Origin of the sequence: Streptomyces sp. PR69 (assembly GCF_026420845.1) — a bacterium.
Lineage (GTDB): Bacteria > Actinomycetota > Actinomycetes > Streptomycetales > Streptomycetaceae > Streptomyces.
The window spans coordinates 154,282-170,356 of record NZ_JAOWCB010000014.1; the positions used below are offsets into that span (position 1 = coordinate 154,282).

General features: G+C 70.6%; 15 protein-coding genes. 8 read left to right on the forward strand and 7 right to left on the reverse strand.

Annotated elements, in window-relative coordinates:
* Window positions 1-24: 24 nt before the first annotated feature.
* Complete coding sequence (locus tag OF819_RS16275) at window positions 25-1,212, reverse strand: pyridoxal phosphate-dependent aminotransferase (protein ID WP_267244242.1); 1,188 nt, start codon at window positions 1,210-1,212, stop codon at window positions 25-27.
* 18 nt (window positions 1,213-1,230) lie between these two features.
* Window positions 1,231-1,824: a cysteine hydrolase family protein gene (locus OF819_RS16280; RefSeq protein WP_267244243.1), complete on the reverse strand. Its 594-nt coding sequence runs from the start codon at window positions 1,822-1,824 to the stop codon at window positions 1,231-1,233.
* Window positions 1,825-2,187: 363 nt separating this feature from the next.
* On the opposite strand from OF819_RS16280, the gene OF819_RS16285 reads away from it, so the two are divergent.
* From OF819_RS16285 to OF819_RS16300, 4 genes are all read left to right on the forward strand, one after another.
* Window positions 2,188-4,140, forward strand: a complete 1,953-nt coding sequence (locus OF819_RS16285) for an FAD/NAD(P)-binding protein (RefSeq protein WP_267244244.1) — start codon at window positions 2,188-2,190, stop codon at window positions 4,138-4,140.
* A 2-nt stretch (window positions 4,141-4,142) separates the two neighbouring features.
* Window positions 4,143-5,543 (forward strand): 3-isopropylmalate dehydratase large subunit, encoded by a 1,401-nt coding sequence (leuC, locus tag OF819_RS16290; protein WP_267244245.1) that lies wholly within the window; start codon window positions 4,143-4,145, stop codon window positions 5,541-5,543.
* Between the two features lie 25 nt (window positions 5,544-5,568).
* Window positions 5,569-6,156 (forward strand): 3-isopropylmalate dehydratase small subunit, encoded by a 588-nt coding sequence (gene leuD, locus OF819_RS16295; protein ID WP_267244246.1) that lies wholly within the window; start codon window positions 5,569-5,571, stop codon window positions 6,154-6,156.
* Between the two features lie 63 nt (window positions 6,157-6,219).
* Window positions 6,220-7,122 carry a LysR family transcriptional regulator gene (locus OF819_RS16300; RefSeq protein ID WP_267244247.1) on the forward strand — a complete coding sequence of 301 codons (903 nt, stop codon included), beginning with the start codon at window positions 6,220-6,222 and terminating at the stop codon, window positions 7,120-7,122.
* 60 nt (window positions 7,123-7,182) lie between these two features.
* Here OF819_RS16300 and OF819_RS16305 read toward each other — a convergent pair whose 3' ends face one another.
* The 4 genes from OF819_RS16305 to OF819_RS16320 all read right to left on the reverse strand — a co-directional run bounded on the left by OF819_RS16305 (window position 7,183) and on the right by OF819_RS16320 (window position 11,170).
* A complete protein-coding gene (locus tag OF819_RS16305; RefSeq protein WP_267244248.1) occupies window positions 7,183-8,208 on the reverse strand; it encodes an alpha-ketoacid dehydrogenase subunit beta in 1,026 nt (341 codons plus the stop codon).
* Window positions 8,208-9,278 carry a pyruvate dehydrogenase (acetyl-transferring) E1 component subunit alpha gene (gene pdhA / locus OF819_RS16310; RefSeq protein WP_267244249.1) on the reverse strand — a complete coding sequence of 357 codons (1,071 nt, stop codon included), beginning with the start codon at window positions 9,276-9,278 and terminating at the stop codon, window positions 8,208-8,210. The genes OF819_RS16305 and pdhA overlap by 1 nt, the downstream gene beginning before the upstream one ends.
* A gap of 91 nt (window positions 9,279-9,369) precedes the next feature.
* Complete coding sequence (locus tag OF819_RS16315; protein ID WP_267244250.1) at window positions 9,370-10,554, reverse strand: transposase; 1,185 nt, start codon at window positions 10,552-10,554, stop codon at window positions 9,370-9,372.
* Window positions 10,555-10,765: 211 nt separating this feature from the next.
* Window positions 10,766-11,170 carry a hypothetical protein gene (locus tag OF819_RS16320; RefSeq protein WP_267244251.1) on the reverse strand — a complete coding sequence of 135 codons (405 nt, stop codon included), beginning with the start codon at window positions 11,168-11,170 and terminating at the stop codon, window positions 10,766-10,768.
* 420 nt (window positions 11,171-11,590) lie between these two features.
* Here OF819_RS16320 and OF819_RS16325 point away from each other — a divergent pair, with 420 nt between their 5' ends.
* From OF819_RS16325 to proC, 4 genes are all read left to right on the forward strand, one after another.
* Entirely contained in the window at window positions 11,591-12,211 is a 621-nt protein-coding gene (locus OF819_RS16325) for a DNA/RNA non-specific endonuclease (protein ID WP_267244252.1), read from the forward strand.
* Window positions 12,208-12,735 carry a hypothetical protein gene (locus OF819_RS16330; protein ID WP_267244253.1) on the forward strand — a complete coding sequence of 176 codons (528 nt, stop codon included), beginning with the start codon at window positions 12,208-12,210 and terminating at the stop codon, window positions 12,733-12,735. Before OF819_RS16325 ends, OF819_RS16330 begins: the two co-directional genes overlap by 4 nt.
* A gap of 4 nt (window positions 12,736-12,739) precedes the next feature.
* The gene (locus OF819_RS16335; protein WP_267244254.1) at window positions 12,740-13,330 is read left to right on the forward strand and encodes an SMI1/KNR4 family protein; all 591 of its coding nucleotides are present in this window, start codon (window positions 12,740-12,742) and stop codon (window positions 13,328-13,330) included.
* 266 nt (window positions 13,331-13,596) lie between these two features.
* Window positions 13,597-14,406: a pyrroline-5-carboxylate reductase gene (gene proC, locus OF819_RS16340; protein WP_267244255.1), complete on the forward strand. Its 810-nt coding sequence runs from the start codon at window positions 13,597-13,599 to the stop codon at window positions 14,404-14,406.
* A 163-nt stretch (window positions 14,407-14,569) separates the two neighbouring features.
* On the opposite strand, the gene trpS is transcribed toward proC, so the two are convergent.
* Window positions 14,570-15,568, reverse strand: a complete 999-nt coding sequence (gene trpS, locus OF819_RS16345) for a tryptophan--tRNA ligase (RefSeq protein WP_267244256.1) — start codon at window positions 15,566-15,568, stop codon at window positions 14,570-14,572.
* Window positions 15,569-16,075: the final 507 nt, after the last annotated feature.

Consider the following 16,075-nt stretch of genomic DNA (forward strand, 5'->3'; position numbering starts at 1 on the left):
TGCGGATGGCGCACGGCCGTGAGGTCAGGGGCGCGGGGCTGTGGCGAGCGCCTTCGCCATGCGGCCGAGGGCCTCCTCGATGACTGCTTCAGAGGTGGCGAAGGAGAGCCGGATGTGGCCCTCGCCGCCGGGGCCGAAGGCGGTGCCGGGCATCACCGCGACATGCGCCTCGCGCAGCAGCCAGCCGGCGAACGCCTCCGACGACGCGAAACCGGTGCCGCGGATGTCGGGGAAGGCGTAGAAGCCGCCGCTGGGGCGGGCACAGCCGACGCCCGGCAGGCTGTTCAGCCCGTCCGTGATCAGCTCCATGCGCCGGGTGTAGGCGGCGGCCATCTCCGCCACGGGCTCCTGCGGGCCGGTGAGCGCGGCCAGTCCGCCGCGCTGTACGAAGGAGCCCGCGCAGCCCACGCTGTGCTGCTGGACCTTGAGCATCTCGGTCATGATCCGGGCCGGGCCCGCCGCGTAGCCGAGCCGCCAGCCGGTCATGGCGTAGCCCTTGGAGAAGCCGTTGACGGTCACGGTCCGCTCGGCGCAGCCCGGCAGGGCGGCGATGCTCAGATGCGGCGCCCCGGCGTACCGGATCTTCTCGTAGATCTCGTCGGCGACCGCGAACAGCTCGTGCTCCTGGACGAAGTCCGCGATGACGCGGGCCTCCTGGGCGTCCAGGGTGCGGCCGGTCGGATTGTTGGGGCTGTTGACGAGGAGCGCCTTGGTGCGGGGGGAGAGCTGTCCCTCCAGCGCCTTCCGGGTGATGCGGAATCCGTCGTCCGCGCCGAGCGGCACGGCCACCGGGCGGGCGCCTGCCAGATGGGCCATGGACTGGTAGCTGACCCAGCTGGGTGTGGGCACAAGCAACTCGTCGCCCGGGTCGAGCAGGGTCATCAGCGTGATGAACAGCGCGTGCTTGGCCGAGGGAGTGACGATGACGCCCTCGGCGGGATCGGCCTCGATGCCGTTGTCCTCGGCCAGCTTCCGGGAGATCGCCGTCAGCAGCTCGGGCAGGCCCCGGCTGGGCGAGTAGTGCGTGAACCCCTCGTCGAGCGCCAGGTTCGCCTCGGCGACGATGTGCCGCGGGGTGGCGAAGTCGGGTTCGCCGCCGCCGAGGTCCAGGACCGGAAGACCCTGGGCCCGCAGTTCACGAACGAGTTCGAGGACGGCGTAGGTGGCGGACTCCTTGATGCCCGAGAAGCGGGTCGCGACATGGTTCTTCATGGTCGGCACCCGTCCGCGCTACCGGGTGTGGCGGTCGAGGGCCTGGGCCGCGGTGGTCACCACAGCGGTCCGGGCGATCACCTTCAGGGCCGCCTCGTGCATCTCCGGGCTGTCGGCCGCGGTGGCGTCCTCAAGCACTTCGACCGCATAGTCACGGTCGTGCGCGTCTCGGGCCGCAGCGAGGATGACCATGTCCGTGGAGACCCCGGCGACCAGCAGCGTGTCGATGCCCTGGGTGCGCAGCAGCAGGTCGAGGCCGGTGCCGTAGAACGGGCTGATCCGGCTCTTGGCCACGATCGGTTCGCCGGGCGCGGGTGCGAGCGCCGGATGGACTTCGGTGGCCCACGTTCCGAAGACGAGCCGGTCGTCCGGCTTGGCGGCCTGGAAGACGGGGGACCCGGACGGCCATTCGGGGTGCCCCGCGGAGAAGCCGACGATCACATGGACCACCGGGATGCCCGCGGTGCGGGCTCGCCCGATCGCCGCTGCGGCGTTCTCCAGGACCCTCCGGTCGGCGATCTGCTGGGCGAACCCCTCCGCGCCGTATTTCCCGTCAGGGTGCGCGATCTCATTTATCAGATCGAGTACAAGAAGTGCGGGACGATTGCCCATGACCCCTCCCGAGCTAAATACCACTGACCCCCTGTCAGCTCGCCAGGAAAGTAGATAGGAGCATCTAGTGCAGAGTCAAACTATCTGTGCTCTGGCATGCGATTGCGGCATGTGTACGGCGCGCTGGCCCTTGATGGTCGCCCCTTGAATCCGCTCTGAGCTGCTGTTTTGTCAGGTTTTAGCGTCCGGCGGATGCATGAGATCCATTCATGTAAAGCATGAATGGACGCGCGTTGATCATCTATCTGAGAAGGGTTACGGTGATTTCTCTGGGCGGTCCAGCCGCTTATTTCACGGGCGCGAAGAACGGTGCGGAAATGTTCGCCGCCGCTTCGTCATGTCTTTTCTGAGAGGTTGTACAGGGTGAAGGACGAGGACATCCATCGGATCGCCGTGGTCGGCAGCGGCCCGCGTGGTCTGAGCGTGGTGGAGCGCCTGGCGGCCCGCCTGGCCGCCGACCCGCCCGCGCATCGGGTGGGGATCTGGCTGATCGACCCGGTGCAGGTCGGCAGCGGCCGGGTCTGGCGCACCGACCAGCCCGACTGGTTCCTTATGAACACCGTCGCGGGCGAGGTCTCCTCCTTCTCAGGACAGCCGGACGGCGGCCCCGCCCGTCCCGGCGCCGGACCCTCGCTCGCCCAGTGGTGGCAGGACGTCGACCCGGCGAACTGCCCCGGCCCGGGCGGCTACGCCCCGCGCGCCCTGCACGGCCGCTATATGCAGTTCGTGCTGAAGGCCGTCGAGGACCACCTGCCCGAAGGCGTCCGGCTGCACCGCGTGCCCGCCGAAGTGGTCGACCTGCGGCGCACGCAGACCGGAACGTATCTGCTGTGCTGCGCCGACGGACGGCGGCTGACCGCAGACCGGGTGGTGCTGACCACCGGCCACGCCGTGCCGGAGCCCGCTGGACAGCAGCGCGAGCTCGCCGCGTTCGCCGCAGGCCGCCCCGGACTGACGTACATCACAGGGGACTCGGCGGCGGACATGCCGCTGGACCGGATCGCGCCCGGCGCCCTGGCCGGGGTGCTGGGCCTCGGGCTGTCCTTCTACGACGTGATGGCTTCGCTGACCATCGGCCGCGGCGGCGTCTTCGAGCCCGCCGCGGACGGCTCGCTGGTCTACCGCCCCAGCGGCGCCGAGCCGGTCATCGTGGCAGGGTCCCGCAGCGGCATGCCGCTGCCCGCCCGCGGCCGCAACCAGAAGCACCACGACCACCGCTACACCACACTGCTGTTCACCGAGGAGCGGGTGCGCGCGGGCCGCTCCGGCGAACCGCTGGACTTCACCGCCGACGCACTGCCCTGGCTGCTCGCCGAGGTCGATCTGGTCTACTACGCCACCGAGCTGAACCGCCGCCACGGCGCACAGGCAGCCGCCGCCTTCACCGAGGAGGTCCTGGCCGCGGCCGGCCCCGCGACGCCCGGCGACGGGGAGCCGCCGGAGGCCGCCGCCCGCGTGCCGGACGTACGCGCGATCGCACTGCGCCACGGCGTCGCCGACGAGCTGCCGCCCCTCGTCCTGGACCAGCTGGCCCGGCCCTTCGCCCACCGCGAGTACGCCAGCCCGGACGCCTTCACCGCGGATCTGCTCCAGGCGCTGCGCACCGATCTGGCGCACGCCGCGCAGGGCAACGTCGGCTCGCCCGTCAAGGCCGCGCTCGACGTGCTGCGGGACACCCGGGCCGTGATGCGCTCGCTGGTCGACTTCTCCGGGCTGGCCCCGGACTCGCACCGCACCGACTTCCTGGGCTGGTACGTGCCGCGCAGCGCCTTCCTCGCCGCGGGCCCGCCGCTTGAGCGCCTGGCCCAGGTGCAGGCGCTGATCAGCGCGGGCTGCCTGCGGATCGCAGGCCCTGACACGCGCTATGAGCCCGACCCGGCCAGCGGCCGCTACCGCGTGTACTCCCCCCAGGTGGCGGGCTCCGCCGTCCTGGTGGACGCCGTGATCGACGCCCGGATCCCGACGCCCGACGTGCACCGGGACCCCTCGCCGCTCACCCGCAGCCTGGTCGAGCAGGGCATCTGGACCAGCTACGTCAACGGCAAGGGCGAGGACGCCTTCGACACCGGCGGCGTCCACGTCACCCGCAGCCCCTTCCATCCCGTGGGCCGCGACGGCCTCGCCGACACCGGGGTGTATGTGCTGGGCATCCCCACCGAACACACCCGCTGGTTTATGCAGGGGGGCAGCAGCCGCCCCGGCTTCTGGACCGACTTCGTCCGGGACGCGGACGCCATCGCCGCCGATGCGCTGCTCCGGGATCCTGCCGCCGAACCCGCCGCCGAACCCGCCGCCGAACAGGAAGTACCGCGCTGACCATGGGCTCGACACTTGCACAGAAGATCTGGGCGTCCCACGTCGTACGCAAGGGGGACGCCGGAGACGACCTGCTCTATATCGACCTCCAACTGCTCCACGAGGTCAACACCCCGCAGGCGTTCGACCGGTTGCGTGCCGCGGGCCGCACCGTGCGCCGCCCCGACCTCACCCTGGGCACCGAGGACCACAACACCCCCACCATCGACATCCGCCGCCGGATCGAGGACCCCGAGGGCCGGCGGCAGGCCGAGCTGATGCGCGCCAACTGCGCGGAGTTCGGCATTCCGCTGCACCGCCTGGGGGACCCCGGGCAGGGCATCGTGCATGTGATCGCGCCCGAACTGGGCCTGACCCGGCCGGGCATGACGATCGTGTGCTGCGACTCCCACACCACCACCCTCGGGGCCTTCGGCGCACTGGCCTTCGGCATCGGCGCCAGCCAGGTGGAGCATGTGCTGGCCACCCAGACTCTGCCGATGCGCCCCATGAAGGACCTCTCCGTCACCGTGGACGGCCGGCTCCCCGCCGGGGTCACCGCCAAGGACCTGGTCCTCGCGCTGATCGCCGAGATCGGCACGGCGGGCGGCCAGGGCCATATCGTCGAATACCGGGGCGAGGCCATCGCCGCTCTGTCGATGGAGGCCCGGATGACGCTGTGCAATATGTCGGTGGAGGCCGGCTCGCGGGCCGGGCTGATCGCCCCGGACCAGATCACCTTCGACTACCTCGCGGACCGCCCCGGAATGCCGGCCGGCGACGCCTGGGAGGAGGAGCTGGCCCACTGGCGCACCCTCCGCTCGGACGACGACGCGGTGTTCGACAAGGAGGTCGTGCTGGATGCGTCCGCGCTCAGCCCGTACGTCTCCTGGGGCACCAACCCCGGCCAGAGCGTCCCGCTCGACGGACGGGTGCCCGCGCCCGGCGACTTCGCCGGCGAGGCGTCACGCGCGGCCGCCGAACGCGCACTCGCGTACATGGATCTGCGCCCCGGCACGGCGATGCGCGACATCGCCGTGGACACCGTCTTCCTCGGCTCCTGCACCAACGGCCGGATCGAGGACCTGCGGGCCGCCGCCGGGGTGCTCCGCGGCCGCAAGGTAGCGGACGGCATACATATGCTGATCGTCCCCGGTTCCGCCCGAGTGCGGCGGCAGGCCGAGGAGGAGGGCCTGGACCGGATCTTCGCGCAGGCGGGCGCCGACTTCCGGGCGGGCGCGGGCTGTTCCATGTGCGCCGCGCTGAACGAGGACCGGCTGGCCCCCGGCCAGCGCGCCGCCTCCACCAACAACCGCAACTTCGAGGGCCGCCAGGGCAAGGGCTCCCGTACGCATATCGTCTCGCCGCAGGTGGCCGCGGCGACCGCGGTCGCCGGCCGGCTGGCCGCGCCCGGCGACCTCTGACCAAAGCGAGCAACGGAGCACACCCATGAAGAAGTTCACCGTCCACCAGGGCGCCGCCGCTCCGCTGCGGCGCACCGACGTCGACACCGACCAGATCATCCCGGTCCGCTTCTGCGCCAGCACCACGCGCGACGGCCACGCCGACGCGCTGTTCGCCGACTGGCGCGACGACCCGGAGTTCGTGCTGAGCAAGCCGGAGCACCGCGCAGCCACCGTGCTGATCGCCGGCAGCGACTTCGGCACCGGCTCCTCACGCGAGTACGCCGTATGGGCGCTTCAGGACTATGGCTTCCGGGCCGTCATCGCCCCCCGCTACGGCGATATCTTCCGCGCCAACTCCCTGATGAACGGCCTGGTCACGGTGGTTCTGCCGGTGACTGACGTGGAGTGGCTCTGGGAGCTGACGGAGGCGGACCCGGCCGCCGCGGTCACCGTGGATCTGGAGCTTCTCGAAGTCCGGGCGGGCGGGCGGACCTTTCCCTTCACCCTTGACCCCGAGATCCGCCACCGCATTCTCCACGGCATCGACCCGATCGGCGCGACCCTGCTCCACGAGGAGGACATCGCACGCTACGAGGCGGCACGCCGCCCGGCGCTGCCGGTCACCGGCTGACCGGCAGCCTGTGCCCGGGACGGTTCAGGACCTCTCCGCGCCCGCGGGTAGGCTGCCCGAATCATGAAGCTTTCCCAGTGTGCGGCGTTCGTGGCGATAGCGGACACCGGCAGCTTCACCGCCGCCGCCCGCGTCCTCGACGTCAGCCAGTCCGCCGTCAGCCATGCCATCTCCACGCTGGAGACAGAGCTGGGCGTCGGGCTGATGAAGCGCGACCGCAGCGGCGTGCGCCTGACCGATGTGGGCCAGCGGGTGCTGCGACACGCCCGCGGGGTGATCCAGCACGCGGAGAGCATGCGCAACGTGGCCGTGGAATTCCACGACGACCTGCGCGGCACGGTACGGCTGGGCACCAGCCAGAGCTTCGCCTGCCGGCTGCTGCCCGCCCTGCTGACCGAACTGCGCCACCGCTTCCCCGCGCTGGAGATCGAGCTGCGCGACGGCACCGACATGCAGATCACCGAGTGGGTGCGGGAGTACGAGGTCGACGTCGGCATCGTGGTGCTGCCCAAGCCGGAGCTGACCACCATCCCGCTGCTGCACGACCGGATGTACGCGGTGCTGCCCGCGGCGCACCCACTGCTGGCAGGCACCGCGGTGAGCGTGCGCCAGCTCGCCCAGGAGGAGATCCTGCTGCCGGTCGGGGCCATGGAGGCCATGGTCACGGCGCTGTTCGAGGCCGAAGGGCTGTCCCCGCGGATCGTGCACCGGGTGCATGACCTCAACGCCCTGCTGGCCATGGTGGCGGCCGGGCACGGGCTCACCCTGGTGCCTTCGCTGGCCATGCCCGTGCTCTCGCAGGAACTGCGCGCCCTGCCGCTGACCCCGGTCGTCACCCGCGAACTGGGCATCGCGGTCGGCTCCCGGGTCCGCGACCAGCGCGCCAGCAAGGCGTTCGTCGCCACGGCGCGGGCGCTGGCGGCCCAGCAGGACTGGATGCTGCCGCCGAAGCCGACGGGCGTCTGAGGCGCCCGTCGGCTTCGGCGGCCCCCGACGCCTCCCCGCGCCGGAGTTCGCCGCACCCGCTCAGTGCGCGAACGACTGGTCGACGGCGTGCAGGACGCGGTCCAGGCCCGGCAGATACTCCGCCTCCAGCCGGGAGGGCGGATAAGGCGCGTGGAACCCGCCGACCCGCAGCACCGGCGCTTCCAGGTGGTAGAAGCAGCGTTCCTGCACCCTGGCGGCGATCTCCGCCCCGGCGCCCGTGAAGACCGGCGCCTCGTGCACGACCACCAGCCGGCGGGTCCGCTTCACCGACCACTCCACGGTGTCGGCGTCGAGCGGGGACAGCGACCGCAGATCGAGGACCTCCAGCGAGCGTCCCTCCGCTGCGGCCGCCTCCGCGGCCTCCAGACACAGCCGTACGGACGGCCCATACGCCGCCAGGGTCAGATCGGCTCCGCGGCGCGCCACGCGCGCCTTGTGCAGCGGTGCGGGCGCGGCCGACAGATCCACCTCGCCCTTGTCCCAGTAGCGGCGCTTGGGTTCGAGGAAGACGACCGGGTCGTCCGCGGCGATCGCCTGCCGCAGCATCCAGTAGGCGTCCTCGGCGTTCGACGGCGAGGCCACCCGCAGCCCCGCGGTGTGCATGAAATACGCCTCCGGCGACTCGCTGTGGTGCTCGATGGCGCCGATGCCGCCGCCGTAGGGGATGCGCACCACGACGGGCAGCCGGACCTTGCCCAGCGAACGCGCGTGCATCTTGGCCAGCTGAGTGACGATCTGGTTGAAGGCGGGGAAGACGAACCCGTCGAACTGGATCTCCACCACGGGCCGGAAGCCCTTCAGCGCCAGGCCTATCGCGGTGCCGACGATCCCCGACTCGGCCAGCGGGGCGTCGACGACGCGGTCCGCGCCGAACCGCTCCTGGAGTCCGTCGGTCACCCGGAACACCCCGCCGAGCCGCCCGACGTCCTCTCCCTGGACGAGGACCTTGGGGTCCTCGTCCAGCGCGTCGCGCAGGGCCGCGTTCAGCGCGCCCGCCAGGGACATCTTCTCCGGCGCGGGCCGCTCCTGCGGCCGCACGGCGTGTGCCGTGGGCGTCACCGGCATCATCCCCGCCCTCCTTCCCCAGCGAACATCGCCTGGTATGCCTGATATGTCTGCTGCTCCTCGCGGACCTGCGCGTGCTCGTCCACGTACACATGGCGGAACAGCTGATCGGGGTCCGGGTCGGGCATCGCCCGCACGCCGTCGCGCACCCGCCTGGCCAACTGCTCGGCCTCCTCGGCGAGTTCCGCGAAGAACGCGGAGTCGGCGTGCCCCTGCGCCAGCAGATGGGTCTTCAGCCGCAGCAGCGGGTCCTTGGCCTCCCACTGGGCGACCTCCGCGTCCGCGCGGTAGCGGCGCGGTTCGTCGGAGGTGGCGTGCGGGCCCATCCGGTAGGTGAACGCCTCGATCAGGGTGGGCCCCTGGCCGGCGCGGGCCCGCTCCAGCGCGGAGCGGGTCACGGCCAGACAGGCGAGGACGTCGTTGCCGTCGACGCGGACGCCGGGGAAGCCCCAGCCCTCCGCGCGCCGGAAGATCGGCGTACGGGTCTGGTGCGAGGCCGGTGTGGAGATGGCCCACTGGTTGTTCTGGCAGAAGAAGACGACCGGGGCCTGGTTCACCGCGGCGAACGTGAACGCCTCCGCCACGTCCCCCTGGCTGGACGCGCCGTCGCCGAAGTAGGACAGCACGGCAGAGCCCGCGCCCTCCCTCGTCAGACCCATCGCATAGCCGACGGCGTGCAGCAGGGGCGGGCCGATGACGATCGTGTACAGATGGAAGTTGTTCTCGTCGGGATCCCAGCCGCCGTGGTTGACTCCGCGGTACATGCCGAGCAGATTCAGCGGGTCGACGCCGCGCGTCCAGGCGACGCCGTGCTCGCGGTAGCAGGGGAAGACATAGTCGTCGGGCCGCGTGGCCCTGCCGGAGCCGATCTGCGCCGCCTCCTGGCCCAGCAGCGAAGCCCACAGGCCGAGCTCCCCCTGGCGCTGGAGGGTGACCGCCTCCGCGTCGAAGCGCCGGGTGAGCAGCATGTCCCGGTACAGGCCGCGCAGTTCCCGCGGACCGGCCCGCAGGGGGTAGTCCGGATGGTCGACTCGCTCGCCTTCCGGGGTCAGCAGCTGGACGAGATCCACGGATCGCTCCTTGGGTAGGGGTGGGCACGGCCCTGCGCGGGGCCGCCCGGCCGCCGCCCGTCACGGGTGCGGCGGCCCGGCCGGGGGCAGGTCAGGCGGGCAGCAGCCGGGGCGCGGCGCACCGCGGGTGGGAGCCGTCGAGCCGTGCGTAGGCGTAGGCGACGGACATCAGCGTCATATGGTGGTGCCACCCGGGGTAGGAACGGCCTTCGTAGGCGGTCAGCCCGAAGTCGGACTCAAGTTCGTCCATGGTCCGCCGGTTCGCGTCGGCAAGCGCTGTCAGCCGCAGCAGTCCGGCGGCGGGCCGGTCGAGCAGATTCGTCAGCCAGATCCGGGACCGGTCGCCCTGCGCCCAGCCTTCGGTGAACAGCCGCAGCGGGTGACGGCCCGCCGACTCCGGCGTCCCGGGGGCGCTTGCGGTGCGCACCAGGAAGCCCTGTCCGCGCCCGTGGCGCGCCGCTGCCATGGACCGCCTCTGTGCGCCGCCTCGACCGCGCTGCCACGCGGGCGAGGAGAGGACCTCCCGCACCCCCGCCGGGCCCGCCGCCGGGGGTGCACCGGGAGACCCCGGGGGGCCGGCGGCCGCCAGCAGCGGGACGACGCGCTGGGTGTCGGGCACGGCGATCACGAACTCCTGTCCCCGCGCGGCCAGTTCCCGCAGCAGCGGGTCGACGTCGTCGAGGTCGCGCAGGTCCGCGACCAGCGGCGGCGGAGTGCCGGCCGAGCGGGCGGCCAGCGTCTCCACCAGGTCGAGCACATACGCCCACGGCGGCCGGCAGCCGGCCTGCTCCGGCACCCGCGCGCGCTCGCGCAGTTTGGCATCCGTGCACCAGGGGCGGGGCAGAAACAGCCGCCAGTCCACGGGAATCTGGCCCCCTGCGGCCTGCTCCAGGGAGAGGAAGACGCCAAGGCCCATCTGGCAGTTGACGCTCCGTCCGGCGGTTGGCACGAAGCGACGGTGCACCCCTGCTGAGTACTGTCCGCGTTTGGGCTGCAGAGCGACCCCGACAGTCCATGCCTCGGGGGTCGCCCGGCGCTCGGTCCACCGGATCGTTTCTTCCAGGACCGGCTCCCAGTCCCAGGGGCTCGCATTGAGGAACTGCTGGAGCGAGAGCACCGCCGACTCCTCGTCGGAGCGGGTGGCGGCCAGCCGCCGTATCGACTTCTTGCCCGGAGTGCTGAGCAGCCCCTCCAGGTAGACGCCCGCCCAGTGCCGCTGATCCGCCCGTGTAAGTCCCCCGAAGATCGTCTCAGTGAACGACGATTCCACACGCATTGCGGCATCCCTCCGTATTACTACCGCGATGACATCGGAACCATAGCGAACGGCTCATATGCGCCCCGGGCCTTGAACGAGGCGGGCGCATGGCGGAAAGCCGACCCTGAAGACCGACAACTGTTCGGCGTCAGCCGTGTGTTGAGGCTGCGCGGCTGGATCTTTTCCAGTGCGGTCCGCAGGTCGGCCGCCGGCCTCGGAGATCTTTTACCTAGCAAACTCTCTGTAAACAGGTTCTCATTTCCCGCTTGGCGCAGGGTGATGACATCCCCGCCCGGAGCTGCCCGTACAGCCACTCGGCGTCCGAGGCCGGGACGCCGATCGCGCCGGATGCCGGCGACACGGACGGGGACTCATACAGATAGGTCGTCCCGCCGGTGTCCGCCGTGCGGGTCGGCCGGCCGTCCCGCACCACGGTCAGCAGCCCTTCGTCCAGATCGAGCACATAGGACTGGCGGCTCGTCTCAGCCGGTTCGGTCGGGCCGGGCGTCACCGGAGCCGTCGGGCTCGGCGGGGCCGCGGGCGGCTGGCGGACCTCGCCGTCCTTGAGCAGCGGCGGCACCCCCATCGCCGCCCCCGCGATCAGCACGACTCCGGCGGCGGCCGACCCGGCCACCCTCCGACGCCGGCCCCGGCCCCCGCCACCCGGTCCTCCACCCGGTGCCCGCGCACCAGCTCAAGCCACCGCCGCGCGCGCTCCTACGCCGGCGGTTACACGAACACGGGCAGCCTCTCGAACGCCATCGCCGCCCAGGCGGCTGCTGCGGCAGCCGCAGCCGCAGCGGTGGACACCACGCCGCGAGGCGGCGGAACGAAGACCAGAGACCCCGGCCCCGGCACCGGCTACGGCAACCCGTGGCCTCCCCGAGGCCCGCTGCCCCCGAGGGGACCGAAGATCCCCGAGAAGCCGAAGACGCCTCCGCCGCCGCCCTGGGCGGCAATCCTCAAGGCCGTCCTCAGCCAGATCCATGCCCGTCCCGCAGATGCGGGCACCGCCCGCACAGACACCGAGCACGAGGCGGCTGTCCAGGACTCCTTGACCGAGTCCCAGGCAGAGCTGGAAATGGACTTGGAGGAGCTGCGCGGCTACTTCCAGATGCTGCCGAGCGGTGAAACCGGCGAAGACTCCGATGTGCTTCCCTCGCCGGAGCCCAGCACCCCGGCAGACGGTGGAAGCGGCTCGGACGACAACCCCTGCAATCGCCCCAGGTCGGAGCGGTTCCGGTACGGCCCCACGATCGCCGGAGCCCCCACCGGTGCGGGCGCCCTCATATGTCCCAGCGACCTGAAGAAGAACCGTACGCCGCGTCCGCGGGACTTCCCTGAGCCGCCCGGCTGGAAGTCCGAGCGTGACGGCAAGGCGTGGAAGTACCACAGGACTCACATCATCGGTGACCATTTCAGTGGTGAGTGGGTTTCCGGAAACGTCTTCACCGGGTACCGGCAGATGAACGACCCCTCGATGAAGCGGTGTGAAAACCGCATGGCAAGCGCCCTGAACAGCGGTCAACCCGTCCTGTACTCTGGCGTTCTGCAACATGGAAACGGTGTGGACAAGATGCCCACGGGCATCACCATGACGGCCGAGACGCCCACCGGCGAAATCTTCAGGGCCGTGTATGTCGCCAACAAGCCAGGAAATCAGGTGACCTGTTGATTCTGCGAGAATTGGAATCGGCCTTGCCTGCACTCCTGGACCTGCGCCTTCCCGGAGCCAGAGGCATCGACTGGGGCTACATCGAACGCGAGCTGGGTGTGCGTCTGCCGCAGGACTTCATGGAGCTCTCGGAGTTCTACTCATCGGTCATCCTGGATGACTTCCTGTCGGTGCATATTCCCGATCCCGGAAAGGAGCACGAGTTTATTTCTGTGGCCCGTGAGTTCCTTTCGGATCTGGAAAGTCTCCGTGAGTCCGACATGTCACACGGCTATGTCCCGTACCCGGAGGAAGGCGGCGTCATCCCCTGGGGAGATTCGCGCGACGGGGACACGTGGTACTGGAAGACCGGTCATGCCGATCCGGACCGATGGCCCGTCGTGCTCAGCGGCCACAGCGACGATTGGGTCGAGATCGGGGAGAGCCTCACGGGATACCTGGCCGGACTGGTGCAAGGGAGGATCCTTCCGGAAGGGCTTCCGCCCGACTTTCCCGGCCGCACGCCCAGGGTGGAATCTGACTGACACCGTGAGCGTCGAACAGCTGGCCGCTGACGCCGGACTCTCCGCCCCGCGCCGCTACCTGGTGGACTGGGAGCGCGCGGAGGCGGAGATCGGAACCCGGCTTCCGGCGGACTACAAGGAGTACGTCTACTGGTTCGGCCCCGGCGGCTTCGAGGACTACCTCTACATCTGTGTGCCGGGTGTCGAGAACAGCATGCAGGAACTCGCCGCGATCCTCGCTCGGGAGCAGACGGCGGCACGACGGCGCGCCGAGCAGTTCAAGCTGCCTCCCCGCGTTCCGCTGTTCCCCGAGCCCGGCGGGTGGCTGCCCTGGGGTTACACCACAGGCGGTGACGCCGTCTACTGGGTGACGTCCTCGGACGACCCCGATCGCTGGACGATCGCCGGGCGTCCTGGCCGCGGCGACGACTTCGCTTACTTCGACGGCGGCTTCGCGGCGTTCCTGCACACCTATGTATGGGACACGGTCGAGATGCATTTCCTCTCCGAAGCCGAGGAGGACGTGCCGATCCCCTTCGAGCCCGACGACGGCGAGTGGCTCGGCGGCCCCGCCGAGCGGCTTGAGGCGTACGGCCGCTTCGAGACGGAGCAGTAGTCCGAAGAATCCGAGGAATTTCCTACCCCCGGGTGCAATCCGGCTCGTCCCCCCTGCGTACAGGGAGCGAATCAGCACAGCTGACCTCAGCTGACCCGGGGGAGGAACCGATGCCACGCCGTACCCGCACCACCATGTCCGCCGTCGCGGCCGCAGGTCTCGCGCCCTCTGACCCGCGTACCGCTTGGCGGACGGAAACACCGACGCGTCACCGCCGGTGCGAGGATGTTCTTGCACGGAACATCCCCACCGGCGAGGTGACCCGCATGACCCAGACAGTCGCAGTCCTCGGCACCGGAAAGATCGGCGAGGCGCTTCTCAGCGGAATGATCCGCGCCGGCTGGCCGCCCGCCCACCTTCTGGTCACCACCCGCCGCCCGGAACGCGCCGAAGAGCTCCGTGCCACGTACGGCGTCGAGCCCGTGACCAACGCGGACGCCGCCAAGCGCGCCGACACCCTCATCCTTGCCGTCAAGCCGCAGGACATGGGCAAGCTCCTCGACGAACTCGCCCACCACGTCACCCGCGACCGCCTCGTCATCAGCGCGGCCGCGGGCATCACCACCGCGTTTATCGAGGAGCGCCTCGCCCCCGACACCCCCGTCGTCCGCGTCATGCCGAACACCCCCGTCCTCGTCGACCAGGGAATGTCCGTGATCTCCGCAGGCAGCCACGCCACTGCCGACCACCTCGCCCACACCGAGGAGATCTTCGGCGGCGTCGGCAAAACCCTCCGCGTCCCCGAGTCCCAGCAGGACGCGGCCACCGCCCTCTCCGGCTCCGGACCCGCCTACTTCTACTTCCTCGTCGAGGCCATGACCGACGCCGGCATCCTCCTCGGTCTGCCCCGCGCCCAGGCCCATGATCTGATCGTGCAGGCCGCCATCGGCGCGGCCGTGATGCTCCGCGACAGCGGCGAGCACCCGGTCAAGCTGCGCGAGGCGGTCACCTCCCCCGCGGGCACCACCATCAGCGCCATCCGCGAACTGGAGAACCACGGCGTACGAGCGGCCCTCATCGCCGCCCTCGAAGCCGCCCGCGACCGCAGCCGCGAACTGGCCTCCGGCAACGGCTGACGCGCCCCGGGGGTCCTGCCGCCGACAGCGCCGACAGGACCCCCGGTCGACAGGACCCTGGCCAACAGGCCCCTCGGTCGACGGGACCCCAGTCGACGGGACCCCGCCCGACAGCACTCCGCTCGGCAGCCCTCCGCTCGGCAGGACCCGACGACCGGCCCCTTCACACGGCGGGCATCAGCCCGATCGCCCGATAGGCCGCATCGACCCGCGGCCGAGCGAGCCCCCTGGCCCGCTCGGCGCCAAGCCGCAGCACGGCGTCGACCCCCGCCGGATCGGCGGCCAGCTCCGCGTGCCGCTCCCGCACCGGCCTCAGCAGTTCCACCACCGCCTCAGCCGTGTCCTTCTTGAGCGCCCCGTACGAGTCATACGCACCGGCCAGCTCATCCGGCTTGCCGCCCTCGCACACGGCCAGGATCTCCAGCAGATTCGCCAGTCCGGGTTTGTGCTCCCGGTCGTACTCGACCTCGCGCCCGCTGTCCGTGACCGCCCGCATGATCTTCTTCCGCACGGTGTCGGCGTCATCGAGCAGATAGACGACCCCCGCCCCCGACTCATGGGACTTCCCCATCTTCGACGCCGGATCCTGCAGATCCATGACGCGGGCGGCGACGGGCGGATGCGTCGCCCGCGGCACCGTGAACGTATGCCCGTACCGCTGGTTGAACCGCACCGCCAGATCCCTGGTCAGCTCCACATGCTGGGTCTGGTCCTCGCCCACGGGAACCTCATCGGCCCCATAGGCAAGGATGTCCGCGGCCATCAGCACCGGATAGGTCAGCAGCGACAGCCGCACACTCTGCCCGGCCGCCCGCGCCTGCCCGCCCTTCTCCTTGTACTGGATCATGCGCCGCAGCTCACCGTCCGCAGCCGTGCACTCCAGCAGATACGACAGCCGGGTGTGCTCGTCCACATGACTCTGTACGAAGACGGCGCACCGCTCGGGGTCCAGCCCGGCCGCCAGCAGCAGCGTCGCCGCCTGCCGGCTCAGCCGACGCACCCGCGCCGGATCGTGCTCCACGGTCAGCGCATGCAGATCCACCACGCTGAACAGCGCATCCGCCCGATGCTGATCGACCTCGACCCACTGGCGGAGCGCCCCGAGGTAGTTGCCCAGCGTGAGATGCCCCGTGGGCTTGATCCCGCTGAAAATCCGCGTCATCCCTTGTCTCTCCGTCTTCCGCTCGGGGCCGCCGCTGTCGGCGACGGTCCCGGACCCCGGAGGGAGATACGCGAACGGCCGCCGAAACGGCGGCCGTTGGATACACGCATATGCACGGGCCGCCGTCAGGCGGCCCACCACTGAAGGAGGCACATGCGCGTCGTCATGCCAGCGAGGATACGGCCTCCGGGGCCGGGTTGACAGTCGATTCCGCGTTCCGTAGTGTTCTCCGAGTTGTCCGACGCGAGCACCGACCTCCGGTCGGCCCCGGACAGCCATTCCGCAAGACCCACTTCAGCAAGCGAAGGCTTCGGCCACCGTCTGCTGTCTTCCTGTGTGCTTTTGCGAAATGAGGAATCCGCGTTCGAAGGGACGGCGGCCTCGATTGGCGTCGAGGCCGGGGAATCCACTAAAGTCTCGCTCGTCGGAACGGCCGCAACGGCCGGAAAGGCAACTCCCGCTGACTGGGAGTCAGGTCCGAAAGGATCTGATAGAGTCGGAGCCGCC

What these genes read in the sequence shown, in the direction of transcription:
- proC (WP_267244255.1), top strand. Translation starts at nt 13,597, where the DNA reads ATGACCCAGACAGTCGCAGTCCTCGGCACCGGAAAGATCGGCGAGGCG.
- OF819_RS16275 (WP_267244242.1), bottom strand. Translation starts at nt 1,212, where the DNA reads ATGAAGAACCATGTCGCGACCCGCTTCTCGGGCATCAAGGAGTCCGCC.
- leuD (WP_267244246.1), top strand. Translation starts at nt 5,569, where the DNA reads ATGAAGAAGTTCACCGTCCACCAGGGCGCCGCCGCTCCGCTGCGGCGC.
- trpS (WP_267244256.1), bottom strand. Translation starts at nt 15,568, where the DNA reads ATGACGCGGATTTTCAGCGGGATCAAGCCCACGGGGCATCTCACGCTG.
- OF819_RS16315 (WP_267244250.1), bottom strand. Translation starts at nt 10,554, where the DNA reads ATGCGTGTGGAATCGTCGTTCACTGAGACGATCTTCGGGGGACTTACA.
- OF819_RS16305 (WP_267244248.1), bottom strand. Translation starts at nt 8,208, where the DNA reads ATGCCGGTGACGCCCACGGCACACGCCGTGCGGCCGCAGGAGCGGCCC.
- OF819_RS16280 (WP_267244243.1), bottom strand. Translation starts at nt 1,824, where the DNA reads ATGGGCAATCGTCCCGCACTTCTTGTACTCGATCTGATAAATGAGATC.
- OF819_RS16300 (WP_267244247.1), top strand. Translation starts at nt 6,220, where the DNA reads ATGAAGCTTTCCCAGTGTGCGGCGTTCGTGGCGATAGCGGACACCGGC.
- leuC (WP_267244245.1), top strand. Translation starts at nt 4,143, where the DNA reads ATGGGCTCGACACTTGCACAGAAGATCTGGGCGTCCCACGTCGTACGC.